The organism is Cyclobacterium sp. SOCE241 (assembly GCF_056867545.1).
Genome location: NZ_CP149779.1, coordinates 3,349,961 through 3,370,631, shown reverse-complemented (window position 1 = coordinate 3,370,631; position 20,671 = coordinate 3,349,961). Strand labels below are relative to the sequence as shown.

Sequence of the window (20,671 nt, the reverse complement as noted above, 5' to 3'; positions counted from 1 at the left end):
AGAATTTTTATTTGATAGAAACCAATAGAAAAAGACATGGATAAAAAAGTTTTATTGATGATACTAGACGGATGGGGTATTGCCCCAAATCCTGAAGTTTCTGCTATTGATAAAGCCAAAACGCCTTTTATCGACAGTTTATTTGAAAAATACCCTCATTCTAAATTGGAAGCTTCAGGTTTGGCCGTTGGGCTCCCTGAAGGCCAAATGGGCAATTCAGAGGTTGGTCACATGAACATCGGAGCCGGTAGGGTGGTTTATCAGGACTTGGTTAAAATAAATAATGCAGTAAAGGACGGGGATTTAAAAGATCATCCGGTATTAAAGGAAGCATTTTCTAAAGCCAAGGCTAATGGTAAAAAAGTGCACTTTCTAGGGCTGGTATCAGACGGCGGTGTGCATGCGCACATTTACCATTTAAAAGGCCTATGTGATGCAGCAAAGGCCAATGGATTGGATGAAAATGTGTTCATTCATGCCTTTACAGATGGTAGAGATACCGATCCGAAATCCGGTTTGCGGTTTTAGAAGACCTTAAGAATCATTGTGAAAATTCTGCAGGTAAAGTGGCCTCCATTGTTGGTAGGTATTATGCCATGGATAGGGATAACAGATGGGAGAGAGTCAAATTGGCATATGATGCCATGGTAAATGGTGAAGGTGAAAAATCTAAAGACATGTTGTCGGCCATCAGGAAATCTTATGCCAATGGTGTGACGGATGAATTCATAAGACCAATTATTCAAGTGGATGAGGAAGGCAAACCTTTGGCTTCCATAGAAGAAGGAGACACTGTTATATGTTTTAACTTTAGAACAGATAGAGGTCGAGAGATTACTGAGGTGCTTACACAAAGAGATTTTCCTGATTATAGCATGAAAAAACTTGATCTCGATTATGTCACTTTCAGTAGATATGATGAAAAATACAAAGACATAGGGGTAGTTTTTGAAAAAGATAATCTAAAGAATACCTTAGGGGAAGTTCTGGAGAGAAATCATAAAAAGCAAATCAGAATTGCTGAAACAGAAAAATATCCACACGTAACCTTTTTCTTCTCTGGAGGTAGAGAGAAAGAATTTGAAGGTGAAAACCGGATCTTATGCAATAGTCCTAAAGTGGCTACTTATGACTTACAGCCGGAAATGTCTGCTTTTGAAATAGCAAAAAAATCAACCAAGAGCTTCCTAAAAAAGAGGCTGATTTCATATGTTTGAATTTTGCCAATGCAGACATGGTAGGCCATACTGGTGTTTTTGATGCTGCAGTTAAGGCTTGTGAAGCAGTGGATGAATGTGCTTCCTCTGTGATCGAAACTGCACTGGCTAACGATTATACCATTATTGTTATTGCAGATCATGGCAATAGTGATGTTATGGTAAATGAAGATGGCACACCTAATACCGCCCATACCACCAACTTGGTACCATGTATTATGGTGGATAAACAGGATAGGTTGGAAGTGAATGATGGTAAATTAGGAGACTTGGCGCCAACAATCCTTCAACTCATAGGTGTGGACAAACCAAGCGAAATGACAGGAAATGTACTCCTGAAAGGTTAATTACCATGTGCAATTGCCAGAAAGTATTGTTTCTATTAATAGCACTTGGCAGCTTGGTTTCATGTAATGAAGAAGAGAAGGTAGTGTTTGCTAATCCAACTCAGATTGAAACCTATTTCCCTATTTCAGATTTCTTGGCGGAAAATATTGGAAAGTTAACATCTGCTGAGGTCCGAAAAGAAATTCGCTTTAATGATGAAACTGAATCGGTGAATTTTGTTATGGATAGTTTGACTTGGAGACAAGAAATGGATTTCTTCTTTCAAGCAGATATTAACAAAGCTGCATTGGCTGCATCTTATGAAACCGAGGAAACAACAGATCTTTTAATTCATCAGCTTAAGCCTGGGGAAAAGGGAGATATCAAAAGGATTGAAGTTAAAAAGCAATCGGGAAAGGTAGTGGAAATCGTTATCCTCTCAATAATCAATAATCTTTTTTATAAGTCAACAGTAGAAGGGAAGATAATTATTGAGGATGAACAAATTGATGCCTATTATTTATCTGGTGATCAGAAAGTTTGGTTTCTGCCGGGCACCAAATTACAAGTGGAAGCAGAAGTGATTTAACTATAGTAAATTTTATATCAATCAAAAAAGGCCATTTAGGATTTCCTAAATGGCCTTTTTTGCTATATACTAACCAAAATGAAAAAGAATCCAAGTGGGCCTCAACTATAACCTGACTTATTGTTCTGCTCTTTGTTTTTACCCTCTTGATTTCCTGTCATTTTTAGGGAATGAGCGCCGAAATGCGTTACGGAAAGTGGGCTTCCCAATAGTAAATAAATTACAGATAGAAGGTTTATTCTTTGCTTTTGTATTTAAACAAAAGCAAAGAATACGAGCCAAGTGATGAAAAGAATTGGAAGCAAAATAGGGATTGAAAATCTCAAAATGTATCCAAAAAAGGAAGGCATCTTTATACCACTTTGTTCTGCAATTGATTTCACCATAAAATTAGGGCCATTACCTATATAGGTCATGGCACCAAAGAAGACTGAGGCTATAGAAATTGCCATCAATTCAAAAGCTGAATTCACATAATTGTTCATGGCAAAATCCTTAACCTCGGGGATGATATTTATATCAGCTCCTTGGGAGGCCATGGCCGCAGCTAGGAAATTCAAGTAGGTTGGGGCATTGTCTAAGAAACCTGAAAGGATTCCTGTGCCCCAATACAAGGTGTTGTGTGTGATTAAAGCAGAACCCTCATCAGATTGAGCAAAGGTGCCTACCAACTCAAGTGCCGGCATCATGGTACCAAATATACCAATGAATATAAAAGCCACTTCTCTTATAGGTTCAAAATTGAATTCGTTTCCTGACAAAGCTTCCTGATCCGCAAACTTATAGGAAAAATAGGCTACTGATAGCATAATTGCTTCACGAAGGAAACTGAATTTCTGTCCATCATAATGTATGGCAGGCACCCATTCTAGAACATTGGGGTCCAGGAATACTGAAATAATTATTACTAAAAGCCAAAGGAAGTTTTTCGTTCCTTTAAGGGATATTTTATTACTGTATTGAGTTTGTTCTTCGAGAACTACTCCATCTCCTTTGCTTCCGTATTTTCGGTCCACGATATAAAACAGTACAGCTAATATGATTAAAGCCAATATCCAAGCCGGCCAGTTGTGGGCTAAAGTCCAAAAGAAAGGAACTCCTTTCAAAAACCCGAGGAATAAAGGCGGGTCTCCAATGGGTGTAAGGGAGCCACCTATATTACTTACCATAAAGATAAAGAATATAATATGGTAAGCTTGAATGTTGTTTTTATTCAATCGAATGAAAGGTCTGATTAATAACATGGATGCTCCCGTAGTTCCAATTAGATTGGATATCAAGGCACCTGTCAATAGCAAGAGAACATTGGCAAGGGGAGTTGATTTTTTATCCACATTTATCAAAATTCCTCCTGAGGCTATAAACAAAGAAGCCAGCAAGGAAATAAATTGGATATACTCTGCCAAAGCATGTACCGGATTGTGGACATTTCCTAGGACAAATAAATAATAGAGCACGACCATTATGGCCAAGCCAACAGCAATTTTGGGGTAATTATGGTGCCAAAAACTTTCGTAAAATAATGGCCCTGTAGCAATCATTAGTAGTAATGCTACAAATGGAATAACCAGCCAAGTCGGTGCATGGTGATGCTCAACCACATGGTCTGCTGTTGCATCGGAATGCAAATTTTGATCTTCAGACGCTGCGTTTGGTTCGTGCTGTTCTGCTTGAGCGATGTACTGGATATTGGTGTTGTCCTGGGCTTGTAAATGTGCAGGGATGCATACGCTTATTAGCCCAAAGAATAGGAGCCATGAAGCTATATATTTCTTCATTCACTTATATTTTTTATGTAAAGATTGATAAGTTAGGAATTTTGATTATTGTTGGAATATTTAGTAGTCTTTATTTAATTCCCTAAGCTAGCTAATTTGTGGATTAGTAACCAAATAAATTCTTGGCAGTGGTTAAAAAACCTGATTTTAATAACTATTAAAGGATTGCTGTATTTTTTCACCGTAATTTTTGTAGGGCTATTTCCAAGGCCATTTGAGCGATTTTGGTGTTTTCTGGGTTAAAAGTGTGGCATTTTTTAAGTGCTTTGTAAATTGTTTTGCTCACATCCTGAAACATGGCTTCATCCGTGACCTGAGCTTTGTCTGACATTAAATAGGCTGCTATTCTAGCTAAACCTGCATTTGATATAAAATCAGGGATTAATGCAATTTTTTCGTCTGCCATTTTTGTGACTGGCCCAAGGAAAATATCGTTTTCAACAAAGGGGAAATTTGCACCACAAACAATCAGCTCTAATTTTCCATTGATTAATTTTTTCAGGTGATCTTTTTGAACCAGTCTTGATTTTGCCGCCGGAATGAAAATTTCTGCAGGTAAGCCCCAGAGTTGGTCTTTTGCATCCTCATAGGGGAGCAGTCGATCACTGATCAATTTATTGTTTTCTTTATTTAAAAAGAGGGAAGTGATGGTTTCAGGTGTCATTCCTTCCTTATCGATTATCACGCCTTCCAATGATGAGATCCCAATGATTTGAACTCCTTTTTGGGCTAAAAATAAGCAGCAGCTGCGCCTACATTTCCCCAGCCTTGGATGATGGCTTTCTTTCCGGAAGGACTGCCTCCCCAAATCTTATAGAAGTGTAGTACTGACTCAGCTAATCCATATCCGGTAATTACATCCCGTACTTGAAACTTTCTGGAAGAAGTAGGAAGGTATTGTGGGTTTTCAACAATTTTGGATAGCCCTAACCTCAATTGACCGATTTTTCTGATTTTTTCAGCTTCACCCTTTTTGTTTAATGCGTTGACGATGCCTTCCTGTGGGTGCCACAGACCAAACTCTTCCGATAAAGGTAATAATTCACTGTTCTCATCAATGTTTATTCCGGCACTTGTGCCATAGTAACTTTTTAAAATCGGAGAAACTGCCTTGAACCAACGCTCGAGAACACCTGCTTTTCTCGGGTCTGCTGGGTCAAAATTTATTCCCGACTTTGCGCCACCTATCGCAGGACCAGAAATAGTGTTTTTAATAGCAGTATTTTTTGCCAATTGGATGACTTCGTTTTTGTCAAGCCCAGCCTTCATTCTGGTATCTCCCCAAGCTGCTCCACCTCTAAGGCTATTGATGACTAACCAACCTTCGGCTTCCGTTTCACTATCATTCCACTCAAATACAATTTCCGGATGGAGGTTCTCAAACTTTTTTAGTTGTTCTCTCATGTGTTGATTTCTATTGTTCCTTTTAATTTGAAGTGTCCAAAGACAGTGCCACCACAGTTGTCTCTGGAAGCTCCAGTGACCGAAGCCAAACAGTTATTTTCGTTTCGAAGCCTCAATAGGCCTAAAAATGCAAATACCAATGCCTCCTTAAAATCTATAATTTGCTTTTCGGGAATTATCAAATTTACTGTTGACTTAATTTTACTTTCAAGCCTCTGAACAAAAAAGGCATTATAGGCTCCTCCTCCTGTCACCAATAATTTTTGATGAATTGATTTTGGCTTGGTATGGCTTAATACCTCCCTTGCTATACAATTCGCAAAATGCTCACATAAGGTTGCCAATAAGTCTTGCGGAGAATGATCAATATGATCCAAAACGGGTAAATAATCTTCTGTTATGTTTTCTCTCCCAAGAGATTTGGCTCCACTTTGTTGATAAAAGGGCAGTTCTTCTAAGGTTTTTAGAATTTCGGGGATAACAACTCCGGATTTTGCAAACTCCCCGTCTTCATCAAAAGGTTTACCTAATTTCAAAGAGAAGTGATTTAAAAGTAAATTGAAAGGGCAGGTGTCAAAAGCGAGTCTTACTCCATTGCTATCCATTGAAATATTGGCAATTCCTCCCAGATTTAGAGCAAAATCAAACTCTTGGAACAATTGGGCATCGCCAATTGGAACCAAGGGAGCCCCTTGACCTCCTAAAAACACATCTAATTTTCTGAAATCATTGATTACGGGAAAACCCGAGCTTTCGCTTAGTGAAAAACCATTTCCAATTTGCTTGGTCAATTTTATTTCCGGTCTATGGAAAACAGTATGACCATGTGATGCAATGGCCATGGGATTTAACTTGTACTTATCACAAAAATCCGAGCATGTTTGCCCCATCCATTGTCCAAACTCCATGTCCAGACATTCTAATTCCGCTGCATTTAATAAATGAGCAGTTTTAAGGGATTGTTCTAGATTTGGGGGAAAGGTATGGTTTCAGCCTTAATAATTTTAAAATCCCAAGTCTCATTTTTAAAAAAATCACAGCAAGCTATGTCCAGTCCATCCCCTGATGTGCCGGACATTAGGCCTATAATTGTATAAGTACTTTGCGGTTCCATGGGTTAAAGTTTGTTAAATAAAGAAAAACTTGACCTAAAAATAACAGATCACTCACCAGCCTCCAAAGTAAAATGACTAATTTTGAAGTAGATTACTAAAAGGTTATGAAACAAAGGCATTGGGTTGTTGATATTGGCAACACGCGCATAAAAACCGGACTTTTTGAAAATGGGACGCTATTGGAGTCAAAGTCGTTTTCGGAGCTATCCAAATGCAATGATTACTTGATGCCTCAAAATGGAGACAGGGTATTGATTACTTCGGTAAAATTGTCTTTAGATGAATTGAAAGAGACTTTCTCCTTTCCATTCTTGTATTTCGATCATGAAACACCTCTTGAAATCACTAATTCCTATAAGACTCCACATACTCTAGGTCTTGATAGGTTAGCCGGTGTTATTGGTGCCAAATCATTTAAAAATGAAGGCAATATTTTAGTTATTGACATGGGGACTTGCATTACCTATGATTTCTTGAGTAAAAAAAATATTTATTTGGGAGGAGCCATTTCTCCGGGGCTGAAAATGAGAGCCAGAGCAATGCATGAATTTACTGCCAGATTACCGTTAATTAATGTTCAAAACCAAGAAATCCCTTATCTGGGCACCGATACTACCTCTTGTATGGCCTCAGGAATTTACCACGGAATAGCAGAAGAAATAAAAGGATTTATTCAGCGGTATAGGGAGGATTTTGGTCATATAGAGGTCTTTATTTGTGGTGGAGATGCAGAAATCTTTGAAAGCTTAATAAAAGACCACATATTTGTAATCCCCAATTTGGTCCTGTACGGATTGGACAGAATCTTAATATACAATGTTGAAAAATAAAATACATGTAGCAACCCTGATTTTATTCATGGGATGTTTTGCTATCCACCATATCAGTTACGGTCAGTTTTCATCTTCTACCTATAGCTCATTAGGTATTGGTGTGTTCAATAATTCAGGACTCACCCAGAACCAAGGCATGGGAGGAATGGGAGTGAGCTTCGGTAATAGCTACAGCATAAACCATGTCAATCCGGCGGTTTCTGTAAAAAATGGAGCTTTTGGTTTCCAAGCAGCTTTCAATTATAATAAATTGACTGCCGCAACGGAGTTGTCCTCCGAAGATTTGGATGGAGGAGGGTTAAGCTATGTGGCCATGTCTTTTCCTTTAATACCAAGAAAATTTACCATGGGAATTGGTTTAAATCAATTGACTGGGGTAGATTATAATATTACGGTCAACTCACCTGTAGTAAATACAGACTTGGTATCAAACAACACCATCGTTGGAACAGGAGGTTTAAGTCAGGTTTATTTACAGAGTGGTTTTCAAATTTACAAAAATTTAAGCTTAGGGGTTGAGGGAGCATATACTTTTGGTTCTACCATTCGAACCAATCAATTAAACCTTTTGGATGCAGATTTAAATGCCGTAGGGATTTCTTCAGAGTATTACGAAAGACTAACTTATAGTGACGTGGTTTTTAAAGGTGGGATTTATTATGCCCAACCATTAGGTAATCAACAGTACCTGAATGTTGGTGCCATTTATCAGGTATTTGGGGATGTTAATGGAAGGGAATTTGCGAAAATGGCAGAATCTGGCCAAGCTAGCATTCCCAATAGTGTGGGAGATGTGATCGCAGATAATATTTCCGGAAGTGTTTTCATACCTGCAAAGCTAGGGTATGGTGTAACTTATGAAAAAATTAATAAATTTGCGGTTGGTGTTGAAGCCCAGTTTCAGGATTTTTCCTCCTATCAGGCTTTTAATGCTTCCTCACCAAGCGAAAATATGGGAAAAGCCTATAAAATTTCACTTGGAGGGCAATATATACCCAATGCCTTTTCTCTTGAAAGTTTGCTGAGCCGGTCTACGATTAGGGCAGGGATCGAATATGAACGACTACCATTTCAGGTGAATCAAAATAATGTTGATGATATTGGCATTAATTTTGGTACTTCAATCCCGATATACAGTCTATCCCTATTGAATTTGGCTTTGAAGGCAGGGACAAGAGGAACAATAAATGATGGATTAGTTAGAGAAAATTATATAAAAGTTTCTTTAGGATTATCAATAAATGACAACAGTTGGTTTTACAAAAAGTATTTGAATGATGTTGACAAACATGAAAATTAAAATTGCAATTATCGGATGTTTGTCCTTCCTCATGGTTGGACTAGCTCAAGCCCAGGACGGATGGAATTTTCCGGATGATCCAGAAATGGAGAAAAAAGCAAGAGAGCTAAACGCTGCGTATAATGATTACATGAATTCGGAAGATTTCTTAAAGGCTAAAGCTCCCTTAAATTGGTTGCTTGTCAATGTCCCCAATTTAAACGAGGCCCTTTATATTAATGGTGTAACAGTTTATGATGGTGCAGCCAAGCAGGCCACAGACGAAGCGGAGATTAGTGTTTACCAAGATTCTGTTTTGACCATTTATGATTTGAGAAAAGAGCTTTATGACAACGAGCCTCAATGGATCGTAAATAAGGCATACTATGCGTATCAATATTATAAAAGTAACAAAGATAAGATTGGAATAGTACCTGATTTGTTTGAGAAAGCAATAGAAATTCATGGTAAACTAGAGCCTTCCCAATTGAATGCAGCATATTTTGATGCAATTTATAGGAATTTTGCCTACAATAAGGCTTACACTCCTGAAGAAGTCATTGAGAAATATGAATTTATTATGAGTAAGCTTGATGAAGATGAAGCTGCAGGCGCTAATGTTGCCAGTTCAAGAGGTACCCTTGATCAGTTGTTAAATGCAATGGATATTATCAATTGTGATTTCATCGAGAAAAACATGGGACCTAAATTGGCAGAAGATCCTACCAACTTAAAGTTGGCAAAACAAATATTTCAGTATGCAATTAAACAAAAGTGTACAAGTAGTGATGTTTTCCTAATGGCGCTTGAAACCATAGACAACGACAATCCTACTTTTACCACTTCTCAGGTAAGGGGTATGCGATACATGCAGAACCAAGAATATGAGAAAGCTGGTGAGCTTTTCGAAAAAGCCTTAACATTAGCTACTACTGATGAAGAAAAAGCTGAAATTCACTGGGATATGGCTAAAGTTCATGCAAACTTAGGTCGTAGGGGACAAGCCAGATCTTCTGCCCTACAGGCAGCTGAACTAAATGAAGAATTAAAGAGTGATGCCTACTCATTCGTAGGAGGTTTGATCATGTCATCAGCAACTATCTGTAAAGGTGGTCAAAGCAGAGTGAAAGATTATTCAATCTTTATTGCAGCGTATAATGCTTACGCAGTGGCTGGAGACAGCAAAGGCATGGCCAATGCCAAAGCAAGGTTCCCTTCTAAAGAAGAGTTGTTTACTGAAGGATATCAAGTAGGTCAAACCATCAACACCGGTTGCTGGGTAGGTCAAACGGTTACTTTAGCTTCTAGAGATTAAGTAAAACGAAATTAATATATCATTGAATAAAAAAAGGCGGTATTTTTACCGCCTTTTTTTATTTTGTTAATTTGGACTCTCGGTGAAGGAGGTAGAGTCATATGCGTATCTTTGTTTTACTTTTTGCAGAATGCTTTTCATCCAGGTCACCATTATTATGCAAGACTTATGAAGTCATATGCATAATCCACCTGGAAAAAATAAAATTCCTCCCAAAATGTCCTTACCTTTGTAGGGAAATTATGTTTAGTAATAGTTTGAGCATTCGATATTTGCACTACCAAATCTTTGGAAAGTTGACTACCACCAATCCATCAAGAACAGGTTTTAAATGCCTGTTGTTTGCTGTGGTTGTAATAGGTAGTTTTTCCTGTAGAGAGGATGTGGATAAAACCCAATTGGCTACCTATGAAGGCCCATACCGCACAAGTTATGAGGTTGAACTTCTTCATAGTGATTCAGCGATTGTCAGAACCAAGTTATTGGCAGACACCCAACTGGAATTTAAAAATGGGGATGCGGAATTTCCAGATGGGATTGTTATTCATTTCTACGATAAAGAAGGTGAATTGAGCACTACTATCCGTGCCGATAGAGGCTATATGGAAAGAAAAACCAATATTTACAGAGGGGAAGGGGATGTGCAGGTACACAATATTGAAAAAGAACAGAAATTAAATTCTGAGGAGTTGTTTTGGGACAAGAATAAAAAAGATATATACTGACAAATTTGTAACAGTGGAAGAGCCTGACAGGATTATTAAAGGTACAGGTATGGAGGCAGATGAAGGCTTTAATGAATATAAGTTTACAAAAGTGACAGGTGTTATAAATAATGTTCTCTAAAATATTAATATGAAAATAAGTAGTGCTGTATTGTTATCTCTAGCAGCTGCCTTGGTGGTGATAGGGGCTCATTTAACCATAAAGGCAGGAATTGTGGCTTCTTATCCATTTTTCATGTTTGCATTAGTGCTTTTGTTTTGGCACATGTACCAAAGGAATAAAATGGAAGAGACTGAGCCGAAAGAAAAAAACCGAGTAAGCATAAAAGTAAACGCAAGAAAAATTAATGGACAGTAATTATTTACTTTTAGTACTCATCAGTCTGTTTTTTCTGCTTTGTTTTCAGGGATGGAAATTGCCTTTGTGTCTGCGAACCGTTTGCAGATAGAACTTCAGGGAAAACAAGGGAAAATTTCCGGAAAAATTTTAGCAGGATTTATCCAAAACCCCGGGCAGTTCATTGGTACTTCCCTAATGGGAAATACGATAAGTTTGGTTCTCTATGGTATTTTCATGGCTTATTTGTTAGAGCCACCTTTGAGTTTGTTTTTACCTGAAGCCATCAATACCCAAGCAGGGATTATGATTGTACAAACCATGTTGTCTACACTGATAGTATTGGTTACTGCAGAATTTATCCCAAAGAGCATCTTTATCCTGAACCCTAACAGGCTGCTTGCTTTTTTCTCCTTGCCCTTTGCTGTGATCTACTATTTAATGTATCCGGTGGTATGGGTTGTAGTTGGCTTGTCTAAATTTGTGATCGTTAAGGTACTTAATTTGGACTACAATGATGATAAACCTGCATATACCATCACAGATTTAAATAGTTTTATCCAAAACTATATGGATACCAAAGGGGAGGATATTGACATAGATGCTAAAATCTTTGACAATGCTGTAGACTTTAAAAAGGTAAAGGTAAGAGAATGCATGGTTCCGCGTACAGATATCGTCGCGATGGAAGTAGAAGATCCTATTTCTGATTTAAGAGAATTGTTTGTAGAGAGCGGACATTCAAAAATAATAATTTATAAAGAAACCATTGATGATGTAATAGGTTATTGTCATCATCTCGAGCTATTTAAAAAGCCCAAAGAGATAGAAGATATCTTGACGCCCATCATTATTGTTCCTGAGTCTGCATTGGCCAATGAATTATTGGTACAGTTTATTAAAGAAAGAAAGAGTCTTGCATTGGTAGTGGATGAATTTGGTGGTACAAGCGGAATAGTAAGTATGGAAGACATCATAGAGGAGATTTTTGGGGAGATAGAAGATGAATATGATAACGATGATTTAATTGATCAAAAAGTAGCTGATGGAGAGTATCTGCTCAGCGCTAGACATGAAATTGATTACCTGAATGAAAAATATGAATGGAATTTGCCTGAAGGAGAGTTTGAAACACTGGCGGGATTTATACTCTCCCTAACAGAAAGTATTCCTCAAAAAGGAGAGTTTGTGAGCTATGGACCTTTTACTTTTACCATCGTTTCCAAGCAAGATCATCGAATAGATACTGTAAAAATTAAGATAGAATAACCAACGTTGTAGAAATACTTTATTTATAGATGCGGTAATATTTTGAATTTACCACTATATGTAATTATTTTGCGACACTTCAAAAAATAGGAGAATGGCATTAATTAAAGAAATAAGACAAAGAACAGGTCTTGCGATCGGTGTAATCGCTGTAGGACTTATATTCTTTTTAGTAGGAGGCGACCTTTTAGGACCCAACTCTATGTTATTGGGATCCAGCAGAACGACTGTTGGCGAAATTGCAGGAGAGGACATATCCTACGAAGAATATGTTCAGAAAATTGAACAAACCAAACTCAGTTTTCAGCAGAACACAGGAAGAAACCCTTCTGAGAATGAGCTTTCCAGTATCAGAGATCAAGCATGGCAGGCGCTTATTGTGGAGAAAATTTTTGCCCAACAATATGAAGAGTTAGGCTTAAAGGTTTCTGATGAAGAGCTTGTTGACATGGTTCAAGGTAAAAATATCATCGGAGAACTGAGAAGACAATTAACGAACCCGGAAACTGGGGAGTTTGACAGGTCTCAGTTGATCACATTTCTTCAATCGCTAGAAACTGCCGATCCACAACAACAAATGTTTTGGGCGCAACAAGAACAGTTGTTTGCAGACTCCAGATTAAGAATCAAATACGACAATATGTTGGCTACTTCTGAGTACGCAACTACCGTGGAAGCCAAAATGCAACACAAGATGGCCAATACCATTGCGGACGTAAGCCATATTCAGATCCCTTACTATGCTGTATCTGATTCTGTTGTTTCTCTTTCAGAGGGTGAAATAAAATCTTACATCAATGAAAACCAAGATAAATATAAAGTGGAAGAAAGCAGAAGCATAAAGTATGTGCGCTTTCCATTACAGCCGAGTGCTGAAGATTCTGCTACTACCTTGGAAACTATTCAAAGCTTAACAGTTGAGCTCAAAGAGACTCCATCAGATTCTGCTTTTGTAATTAGAAACTCTGAAGCAGCTAATCCATTTATTACTGTTTATCCCGGGGATCCATTGCCGGTGAATTTTACAAATAACGTGGATAACCCTGAAGTAGGTGTTGTTTATGGCCCATTCTTAAGTAATAATTCAAGTTATGTGAGTTATAAAATAACTGATAGCTACGAAGGTGCGGCCAGAATGAGGGCTAGTCATATCCTTTTGAGTACCGAAGGGATGGATGAAGATGGCAAAGCACAGGTCAAAGCAAGGGCTCAAGAAGTATTGGATGAGGTGAATGAGACCGGAAACTTTGAGGTTGCAGCTGCACAGTATGGCCAAGACGGAACAGCTCAGCGTGGCGGAGATCTTGGATGGTTTTTAAAGACAACTTTGTAACAGAATTTGCTGATGCGGTTTTTGCTACCAAATCTCTTGGGGTAATCAATAAGTTGGTGGAAACCGAATATGGATACCATATCATTAAGGTTACTGAATTGCCGGAAACAAAGCATCAGAAAATTGCAGTACTTGAGCTTGAACTTATTGCTAGTGATATAACTAGAAATGATATTTTCAGAAATGCAGATTTCTTTGCAGCCAATTCTGATGATGCAGCTTCTTTTGAGGAAAATGCCAGTACCGAAAATTACCAAGTATTGGCGGCCAATAATGTGGGAGCCAATGCAAGGACGCTAAACAATATGACTTCTGCACGAGAAATTGTGAGATGGGCTTTTAATGATGCTTCTATTGGGAAAGTTTCCACAGTTTTTGAACTGGATGATGCATATGTTGTTGCTTTATTGACCGGCAAGACTGAGGAAGGAGAAGGAACCATTGAAAATCCTGAAATTAGGGCACAAGCAACCATAGCCTTAAGAAATGAAAAGAAAGCAGAAATAATAAAGGAGAAAATCAAAGGGTTGGAAACTTTAGAAGCTATCAAAGAGGTCTATCCTGATGCTTCTATTGGAACAACTCCGGATTTGAAGATGAATGCCAGTGTATTACCGGGTATAGGATTTGCTCCAAAAGCAATAGGTGCAGTATTTGGTCTCCAAAACTCTGGAGATATTACCCAACCGATATCCGAAGATATAGGAGTGATCGTAGCCAAACTTAATAGCCTTATACCGGCAACTGAGATTGCAGATTACACCCGTTACCAAAATGAAATTACAGCAAGTGCTTCTCAAAGAACTGCATATATGATAATGATGGCAATGGAAGAGCTTGCCGGAGTGAAAGATTATAGGTACAAGTTCTTTTAAGCTACTTAAAAGATTAAAAAAAATCCCATTCTGATATCAGAATGGGATTTTTTGCTTTCTAGGGATTTAATTTTAAAAAAAATTGGTTGATTAATTGATGGAAAAAATAGCGAATAATTCAACCTTTAAAGAGAAACTGGAAAAAGAAACCAGTTTCCCTACTTTGTACATGTTTAAATTTATTGTACCCAATGGCAAAGAAAATGAGATTGGAGAATTGTTGCCCAACAATGAGATGGTTTTAAAGCCATCTTCTAAGGGGAAATACGTTAGCGTGACGATCAAATCAATGATGCCTAATAGCCAATCAATTATTGACGTTTACGAAAAAGCAGCAAAAATTAAAGGAGTAATTGCACTGTAAATATTCGATTTATGTGGAAAGAAGCCAATAATAAATTAATTAAAACTTTTGAGTTTAAAGATTTTAGCGAAGCTTTTGCCTTTATGACCCGAGTAGCTCTCTTGGCAGAATCTCAGCAACACCATCCCAATTGGAGCAATACGTACAATAAAGTGCACATTGAACTTACGACACACGACAAAGGAAATACAGTGACGGAGAAGGATCGTGATTTAGCCCAAGCAATAGACCGTTTAATATAATATGTCCATGGATTCAGGCGTTGGCCTATATTTAGTACCTACACCCATCGGGAACCTTCGGGACATTACCTTAAGGGCCTTGGATACCCTTAAGGAAGCAGATGTGATTTTGGCAGAGGACACAAGAACCTCCGGAAAGCTTCTCAAACATTATGAAATCAAGCGTCCTTTAGAGAGTTATCATATTCACAATGAACACAAGAGCATTGTCAGACTGATTGAAAGAATGAAGCAAGGCACTGTTTTTGCGTTGATAACCGATGCCGGTACTCCCGGAATATCTGATCCGGGTTTTCTTCTGGTGAGAGAAGCAATTGCTGCTGATATTGAGATTATAAGTTTGCCTGGTTCCACTGCCATAATTCCTGCCCTAGTTAATTCGGGACTTCCCAATGACAGATTTGTCTTTGAAGGTTTTTTACCCCATAAGAAAGGTCGAAAGACTCGAATTGAAAGTCTGGCTGAAGAACGTAGAACCATGGTGTTTTATGAATCGCCCTACAGGCTTATTAAGACGCTAAATCAATTTTCTGAAGTTTTCGGTCCTGATAGAGAGGCATGTGTAAGCAGGGAATTGACTAAAATTCATGAAGAGAATGTAAGGGGAAGCCTTACAGAACTTATAGATTATTTTACAACCCACACCCTCAAAGGTGAAATAGTATTAACAGTTGCAGGAAAAATTTAATATGAATCTTCAAGAAATTACTAAAAAAGTAGAAGGTGTTGCCCGAAAAGCGGGTGCATTTATCAGAGAAGAAAGCAAAAATTTCAACCTTAATAAAGTAGAACAAAAAGGATTTAATGACCTGGTTTCCTATGTGGATAAAGGTGCGGAAGAGATTGTTGTCAAAGAGTTGGCTGAAATTGTTCCTGAAGCGGGTTTTATCACAGAAGAAGGAACAAGGTCTGATAATAATAAGCCTCTTACTTGGATTGTAGATCCTTTAGATGGTACCACCAACTTTGTTCATGGAATACCAATGTATGCCGTGTCCATTGCACTTGCAAGGGGTATGGAGATCATTGTGGGTGTGGTGTATGAAATCAATCTTGATGAATGTTACGCAGCTTATGAAGGAGCAGGATCTACATGCAATGGAAAACCTATCAAAGTTAGCGAAGCCGGTGAACTGGAGAATAGTTTAGTGGCAGCAGGTTTTCCTTATGATGATGGAGGTAAGCTGGACGCTTATTTACAATTACTGAAATACTTTATTAAAAATAGTCATGGCCTTCGTCGCTTGGGGTCTGCCGCAGTAGATTTATGTTATGTAGCATGTGGACGCGTGGAAGGCTACTTGGAATATAATTTACAATCTTATGATGTCGCTGCGGGTGCATTAATAGTAAAGCAGGCAGGTGGAAAAGTTACCGATTTCTCCGGTGGAGAGGATTTTATCTTTGGAGGACAGATATTGGCCTCCAATTCCAAACTTCATGGGGCTTTAGAAAAAGCACTTTCCGAAAAATTCCTGCAAAAATAAGAGGAATTGCTTCTTATTGCCTGTGATTAACTGCAAAAAACATAATTCAAAGAAATTAATTTCATATGTAAAAAAATAATTTGTAATTTAGCTACAATTGATTAGTTTTCAATTATTTAATAAAAACAACCTGTTTTTCGGACTTATCACCCCTCGTTCAACTTTAGCTGAGCATCGCGTATTTTACCGAAATAGGCTGTTCACTATTTAACAATTCGAATAACATGAATATAGGAATTTTAGGCGGTACTAATTTGGCGACCAACCTAGGCAATAAGTTTATTTCTAGAGGAATGAATGTGGCTTTTGGTGTAAGGGAGGGATTCAGTACACGTAAAGTAGAGTGGAGAATTCTCAAAATGCATAACCACAATGTTTTAAACTATGCAGAAGTGATTTCAAACTCGGATGTGGTGATCATATGTTGTGAAAATGAGTTTTTACCGGTGGTATGTAAGTATATCAAAGAATACAGTTCACCAGAAATGTTGATTGTCGACAGTACAAATGGAGTAAATGATGAAAGTGTTGTCTGTAATACTACACTTATTAGGCAAGAAACAGGACATCAGCACGTTTTTAAAGCCTTCAATAACCTTGGACTAGATTATCCCAAATCTGATCCATTAGAATTAATTAAAGAAACTTATTTCTGCGGAGACAACACCAAAGATAAACTGGTTGTAAAGAAATTAATTGAATTGATAGGGTTTAAAGCAATTGATGCCGGGGCAATAAAAAATGCGCCCTTGCTTGAGGCTGTTTATCATCTGAGTAAGGAAATATCTTCAGCCAAAGCCGGTGATTGTCATTTTAGGTTAATGTCAGTTTAGTAATTGCAATTTAAATTTTTAATTATTTTTTAAGATGCTTATTTTTATCGGTATCGTTTTTGTTGTTCATAGTTGAGCATAGAACATTCATTGTAACATGTCCTGTTGAATTGAAATTTTTTTTACCTTGAACTAATAAATAGGTCAGATAATATTGCTTAACCTACCTAAATTATTTCAAGTTAAAAGAGGATTTTGTCATAAAAAAATGACTACGCCCAAGTAACTTTATTGCCTATTTTCGTTTAAAGTATCAATCCGGTATGGGAGCCTTTTAAAGGAACTTGGATCATAATAACTTAAAAGTTTAAATTTTTCTATTAATACAAACGCCATGAAAAAAATAGCTTATTTTATTTTTGCATTATTTGCACTCATTCTTTTGGTCTTGGTAGCAGTTCCGTTTTTTTCAAAGATAAAATCTTTGATAAGCTCGACGAAGAGCTGGACAAGAGTGTAAATGCGACGGTATACTATGATAGAGATAAAGTTAGTCTAAGTGTTTTTAGCAACTTCCCAAGCCTTTCTGCAAGTCTAGGGGATTTTGGTATCAAAGGCAATCCACCATTCCAAAATGACACCTTGGTAAATGTTGGGGAAATGCAGGTTGATTTGGATATCTGGTCGGTTATTTTTAGTGACAACCCAAGTTTAGAAGGTATTCGCTTGAAGGATGGCCAATTTTATGTTAAGGTTTTAGAAGATGGGCAGGCCAATTATGACATTATGTATTCAAGTGAAGAAGAAGAGGTAGTAGACACTACATCGTCAAACTTTCAATTGGGAATTGATTTAATCGAAATTGAAAACCTTGACTTCATATATGATGACCGGTCTCTGGATTTCTTAATGGTTATGTCTGAAATGAATTTTGAAGGCAGTGGAGATCTTGCCCTTGATGTTTATGATCTTATGGTAGTCGGGGAGGGCAATATTGTGAATGTTGCGTATGAAGGCGTGGAGTATTTGACTAATAAAGTGCTTGCCATAGACTCTGAAATCAATGTAGATCTTGAAAACATGAAGTTCGGGGTCAATGAGGCAACTTTTAAACTAAACGATTTTGGTTTTGGAGTGGATGGCTATCTAGCCATGCCCGGAGAAAATATTGAGATGGATGCCAAGTTTTATGGGCAAGACAATGATTTTAAAAGTGCCCTTTCTTTGGTTCCGGGCGTTTATTCGTCTTCTTTTGATGCATTGAAAACATCCGGTGAGATGGACTTTTCAGGAGCATTAAAAGGAACCTATAATGAGAATTCATTTCCTTCTTTTCAATTTGGCCTTGTTATAAAAGAGGGGATGTTTCAGTATCCTGATCTTCCAAGGCCTGTCCAACATGTAAATATGGATTTAAGAATTGCCAATGAATCCGGCAATTTAGATTATACGAGCATTGATCTTTCTACTTTTTCGCTTCAATTTGGTGAACAACCTGTTTCAGGACGTCTAAAAATAAAAGATTTGGTCAGTTATGAAATGGATGGCCAACTCAAAGGTGAATTGGACTTGTTGGAAATGACTTCAATATTCCCAATCGAAGACATGGAGTTAAAAGGGCAGCTGGCCATTGATGCTACTGCCAAAGGGAGGTATGATAGTGTGGCCCAAATTATTCCTGTTATCAATGCGAATATTGATTTGTCAAATGGATATGTGAAAAGTGTTGCCTATCCGGCCCCTATTGATAATATCAATGTTCGGGCCATAGCGAATAATAATACAGGTAAGATGAATGATTTTGCCATAAATATTCCTTCATTTGGCTTCGAATTGGAAGGGGAGAAAATTGATGGGGCTTTAAAGTTTAGTGACCTAGAGGAGATGAATTACGATTTTGCAGTTCATGGGGCTATCGACTTAGGTAAGATTGCTACAATTATCCCTATGGAAGATGTCTTGCTGGAGGGCAAAATTCAGGCAGACCTGGATGCAAAAGGAAGTTATGCAGCCATTGAGGCTAACCGCTTCGGTGCTCTCGATACCAAGGGTGAAATGGTGGTCAATGACTTTTATTACGCAGATAAAGATTATCCACAAGGAGTTAGGATAAATGAAGCTTCTGCCAACTTTAGTCCTAAAGCCATTAACCTTACCAAAATGGATGCCCGGCTTGGAGAGAGTCCTGTGGAAGCTTCAGGTACTTTATCCAACTATATGGCATTTCTTTTAAGTGATGAAGGGAATGAGCTTAAAGGCAATTTGTCGGTTTATTCAAGTAATTTTAATGTGAATGAATGGATGACTGAATCCGAAAGTGTTAGTGAAGACACTACCTCTATGGAGGTCATTGCATTGCCAGACAATATCGATTTTGTAATGGATGTGAAGGCAGACAAAATCCTTTATGACAACCTTACGCTTAATAATGCTCAAGGGAAAATGAAGGTAAAGGATGCCGTACTTTCTCTGGAAGGTTTTAAGACAGATATGTTGGGAGGCTCAATCGCATTTGATGGTAGTTACAATTCCAAAGACATTACCAAGCCATCATTTGACATGACTTTAGATATTAGCAAGTTGGGTGTGCAAGATGCCTTCAAATCATTTGTGACGGTTCAAACATTTGCACCTATAGCGCAACATGTAACAGGGGATTTTTCTACTAAATTTTCTTTTTCCGGTTTACTTGGCCAAGACATGATGCCGATTTTATCAAGCCTTGATGGTTCCGGCTTAATAAAATTGGCTGAAACAGCCATCAAGGACAGTCCACTTATTCAAGGCATTACTAGCTTGACCAAACTGGATGATACAGCCACCATTAGTTTAAAGCCAATGAATATTTCAGCTAAAATTGAAGATGGAATGTTGAACATACCTCCGTTTGAATTGCAGTTATGGGATTATCCTGCGAAGATTCAAGGTAGTACCGGCTTTGATGGTAGGATCAATTATCTGGTTGCCATAGACGTGCCTGCAAGTAAGTTTGGATCAAAGATCAATGGGCTGGTTACCAATTTAGTTGGAACTGACTTGTCAGATACCAAGGTACCATTGGCCTTTAATATTGGCGGTAGTTATGCACGTCCTAATGTTGGATTGGCATCTTCTGAGACGCTGGATAGTTATATTTCTAATGCCTTGAAAAGTAGAGTTGGTGGGGCAAAAGAAGATGTACAAGAAAAAATTGCTGCTGATTTCAAAGCAAAAGAAGATAGTTTAAAACAAGAATTTAAGGAGAAGTCTGAAGTGGCCAAAGACAGTTTGGTTCAAGAAGCATCTAAATTGGTGGACCAGACCAAAGAAAAAGCAGTAAATGAAGTAAAAAACCTTCTTAAGGGATTTACCAATAGGAATAAACCGGCAACTACAGAAGAGAAGGAAACCCCTAATCCTGAATAATAGA

The 20,671-nt window shown here is 37.9% G+C and carries 15 protein-coding genes and 5 pseudogenes; 16 read left to right on the top strand and 4 right to left on the bottom strand.

The window, feature by feature from the left end:
- Positions 1-36: 36 nt before the first annotated feature.
- From WG932_RS16785 to WG932_RS16775, 3 genes and pseudogenes are all read left to right on the top strand, one after another.
- Positions 37-228 (top strand): annotated as a pseudogene (locus WG932_RS16785) (2,3-bisphosphoglycerate-independent phosphoglycerate mutase); the annotation flags it as partial.
- Positions 208-1,564, top strand: a pseudogene (gpmI, locus tag WG932_RS16780) (2,3-bisphosphoglycerate-independent phosphoglycerate mutase). The pseudogenes WG932_RS16785 and gpmI, both read left to right, overlap by 21 nt.
- A gap of 5 nt (positions 1,565-1,569) precedes the next feature.
- Positions 1,570-2,133: a hypothetical protein gene (locus WG932_RS16775; protein WP_483084744.1), complete on the top strand. Its 564-nt coding sequence runs from the start codon at positions 1,570-1,572 to the stop codon at positions 2,131-2,133.
- Positions 2,134-2,387: 254 nt separating this feature from the next.
- On the opposite strand, the gene WG932_RS16770 is transcribed toward WG932_RS16775, so the two are convergent.
- The 4 genes and pseudogenes from WG932_RS16770 to WG932_RS16755 form a co-directional block, all read right to left on the bottom strand.
- On the bottom strand, positions 2,388-3,911 hold the full coding sequence (locus WG932_RS16770; RefSeq protein ID WP_483084743.1) for a sodium:proton antiporter: 1,524 nt from the start codon (positions 3,909-3,911) through the stop codon (positions 2,388-2,390).
- A 178-nt stretch (positions 3,912-4,089) separates the two neighbouring features.
- Positions 4,090-5,315, bottom strand: a pseudogene (locus WG932_RS16765) (Glu/Leu/Phe/Val dehydrogenase dimerization domain-containing protein).
- On the bottom strand, positions 5,312-6,223 hold the full coding sequence (locus WG932_RS16760) for an anhydro-N-acetylmuramic acid kinase (RefSeq protein ID WP_483084742.1): 912 nt from the start codon (positions 6,221-6,223) through the stop codon (positions 5,312-5,314). The pseudogene WG932_RS16765 and the gene WG932_RS16760 overlap by 4 nt, the downstream one beginning before the upstream one ends.
- Positions 6,224-6,279: 56 nt before the next feature.
- Positions 6,280-6,429 (bottom strand): hypothetical protein, encoded by a 150-nt coding sequence (locus WG932_RS16755; RefSeq protein ID WP_483084741.1) that lies wholly within the window; start codon positions 6,427-6,429, stop codon positions 6,280-6,282.
- Between the two features lie 105 nt (positions 6,430-6,534).
- On the opposite strand from WG932_RS16755, the gene WG932_RS16750 reads away from it, so the two are divergent.
- From WG932_RS16750 to WG932_RS16690, 13 genes and pseudogenes are all read left to right on the top strand, one after another.
- Positions 6,535-7,260, top strand: coding sequence for a type III pantothenate kinase (locus WG932_RS16750; protein WP_483084740.1), 726 nt, complete (start codon positions 6,535-6,537; stop codon positions 7,258-7,260).
- A complete protein-coding gene (gene bamG, locus WG932_RS16745) occupies positions 7,247-8,563 on the top strand; it encodes a BamG family beta-barrel-assembly machinery protein (RefSeq protein WP_483084739.1) in 1,317 nt (438 codons plus the stop codon). Before WG932_RS16750 ends, bamG begins: the two co-directional genes overlap by 14 nt.
- A complete protein-coding gene (locus WG932_RS16740) occupies positions 8,538-9,857 on the top strand; it encodes a tetratricopeptide repeat protein (protein WP_014019184.1) in 1,320 nt (439 codons plus the stop codon). Before bamG ends, WG932_RS16740 begins: the two co-directional genes overlap by 26 nt.
- Before the next feature lie 272 nt (positions 9,858-10,129).
- A complete protein-coding gene (lptC, locus tag WG932_RS16735) occupies positions 10,130-10,582 on the top strand; it encodes an LPS export ABC transporter periplasmic protein LptC (protein WP_483084738.1) in 453 nt (150 codons plus the stop codon).
- A gap of 130 nt (positions 10,583-10,712) precedes the next feature.
- Complete coding sequence (locus WG932_RS16730; protein WP_483084737.1) at positions 10,713-10,940, top strand: hypothetical protein; 228 nt, start codon at positions 10,713-10,715, stop codon at positions 10,938-10,940.
- Positions 10,930-12,188, top strand: a pseudogene (locus tag WG932_RS16725) (hemolysin family protein). Before WG932_RS16730 ends, WG932_RS16725 begins: the two are co-directional and overlap by 11 nt.
- A gap of 94 nt (positions 12,189-12,282) precedes the next feature.
- Positions 12,283-14,396, top strand: a pseudogene (locus WG932_RS16720) (SurA N-terminal domain-containing protein).
- 97 nt (positions 14,397-14,493) lie between these two features.
- Positions 14,494-14,760 carry a DUF493 family protein gene (locus tag WG932_RS16715; protein WP_014019179.1) on the top strand — a complete coding sequence of 89 codons (267 nt, stop codon included), beginning with the start codon at positions 14,494-14,496 and terminating at the stop codon, positions 14,758-14,760.
- Positions 14,761-14,771: 11 nt separating this feature from the next.
- Positions 14,772-15,002: a 4a-hydroxytetrahydrobiopterin dehydratase gene (locus WG932_RS16710; RefSeq protein WP_014019178.1), complete on the top strand. Its 231-nt coding sequence runs from the start codon at positions 14,772-14,774 to the stop codon at positions 15,000-15,002.
- 7 nt (positions 15,003-15,009) lie between these two features.
- The gene (gene rsmI / locus WG932_RS16705) at positions 15,010-15,690 is read left to right on the top strand and encodes a 16S rRNA (cytidine(1402)-2'-O)-methyltransferase (RefSeq protein WP_014019177.1); all 681 of its coding nucleotides are present in this window, start codon (positions 15,010-15,012) and stop codon (positions 15,688-15,690) included.
- Position 15,691: 1 nt separating this feature from the next.
- Complete coding sequence (locus WG932_RS16700; RefSeq protein WP_483084736.1) at positions 15,692-16,489, top strand: inositol monophosphatase family protein; 798 nt, start codon at positions 15,692-15,694, stop codon at positions 16,487-16,489.
- Positions 16,490-16,713: 224 nt separating this feature from the next.
- Positions 16,714-17,322, top strand: a complete 609-nt coding sequence (locus WG932_RS16695; protein ID WP_014019175.1) for an NADPH-dependent F420 reductase — start codon at positions 16,714-16,716, stop codon at positions 17,320-17,322.
- Between the two features lie 582 nt (positions 17,323-17,904).
- Positions 17,905-20,667, top strand: coding sequence for an AsmA family protein (locus WG932_RS16690; protein ID WP_483084735.1), 2,763 nt, complete (start codon positions 17,905-17,907; stop codon positions 20,665-20,667).
- The last annotated feature ends 4 nt before the right edge of the window (positions 20,668-20,671 follow it).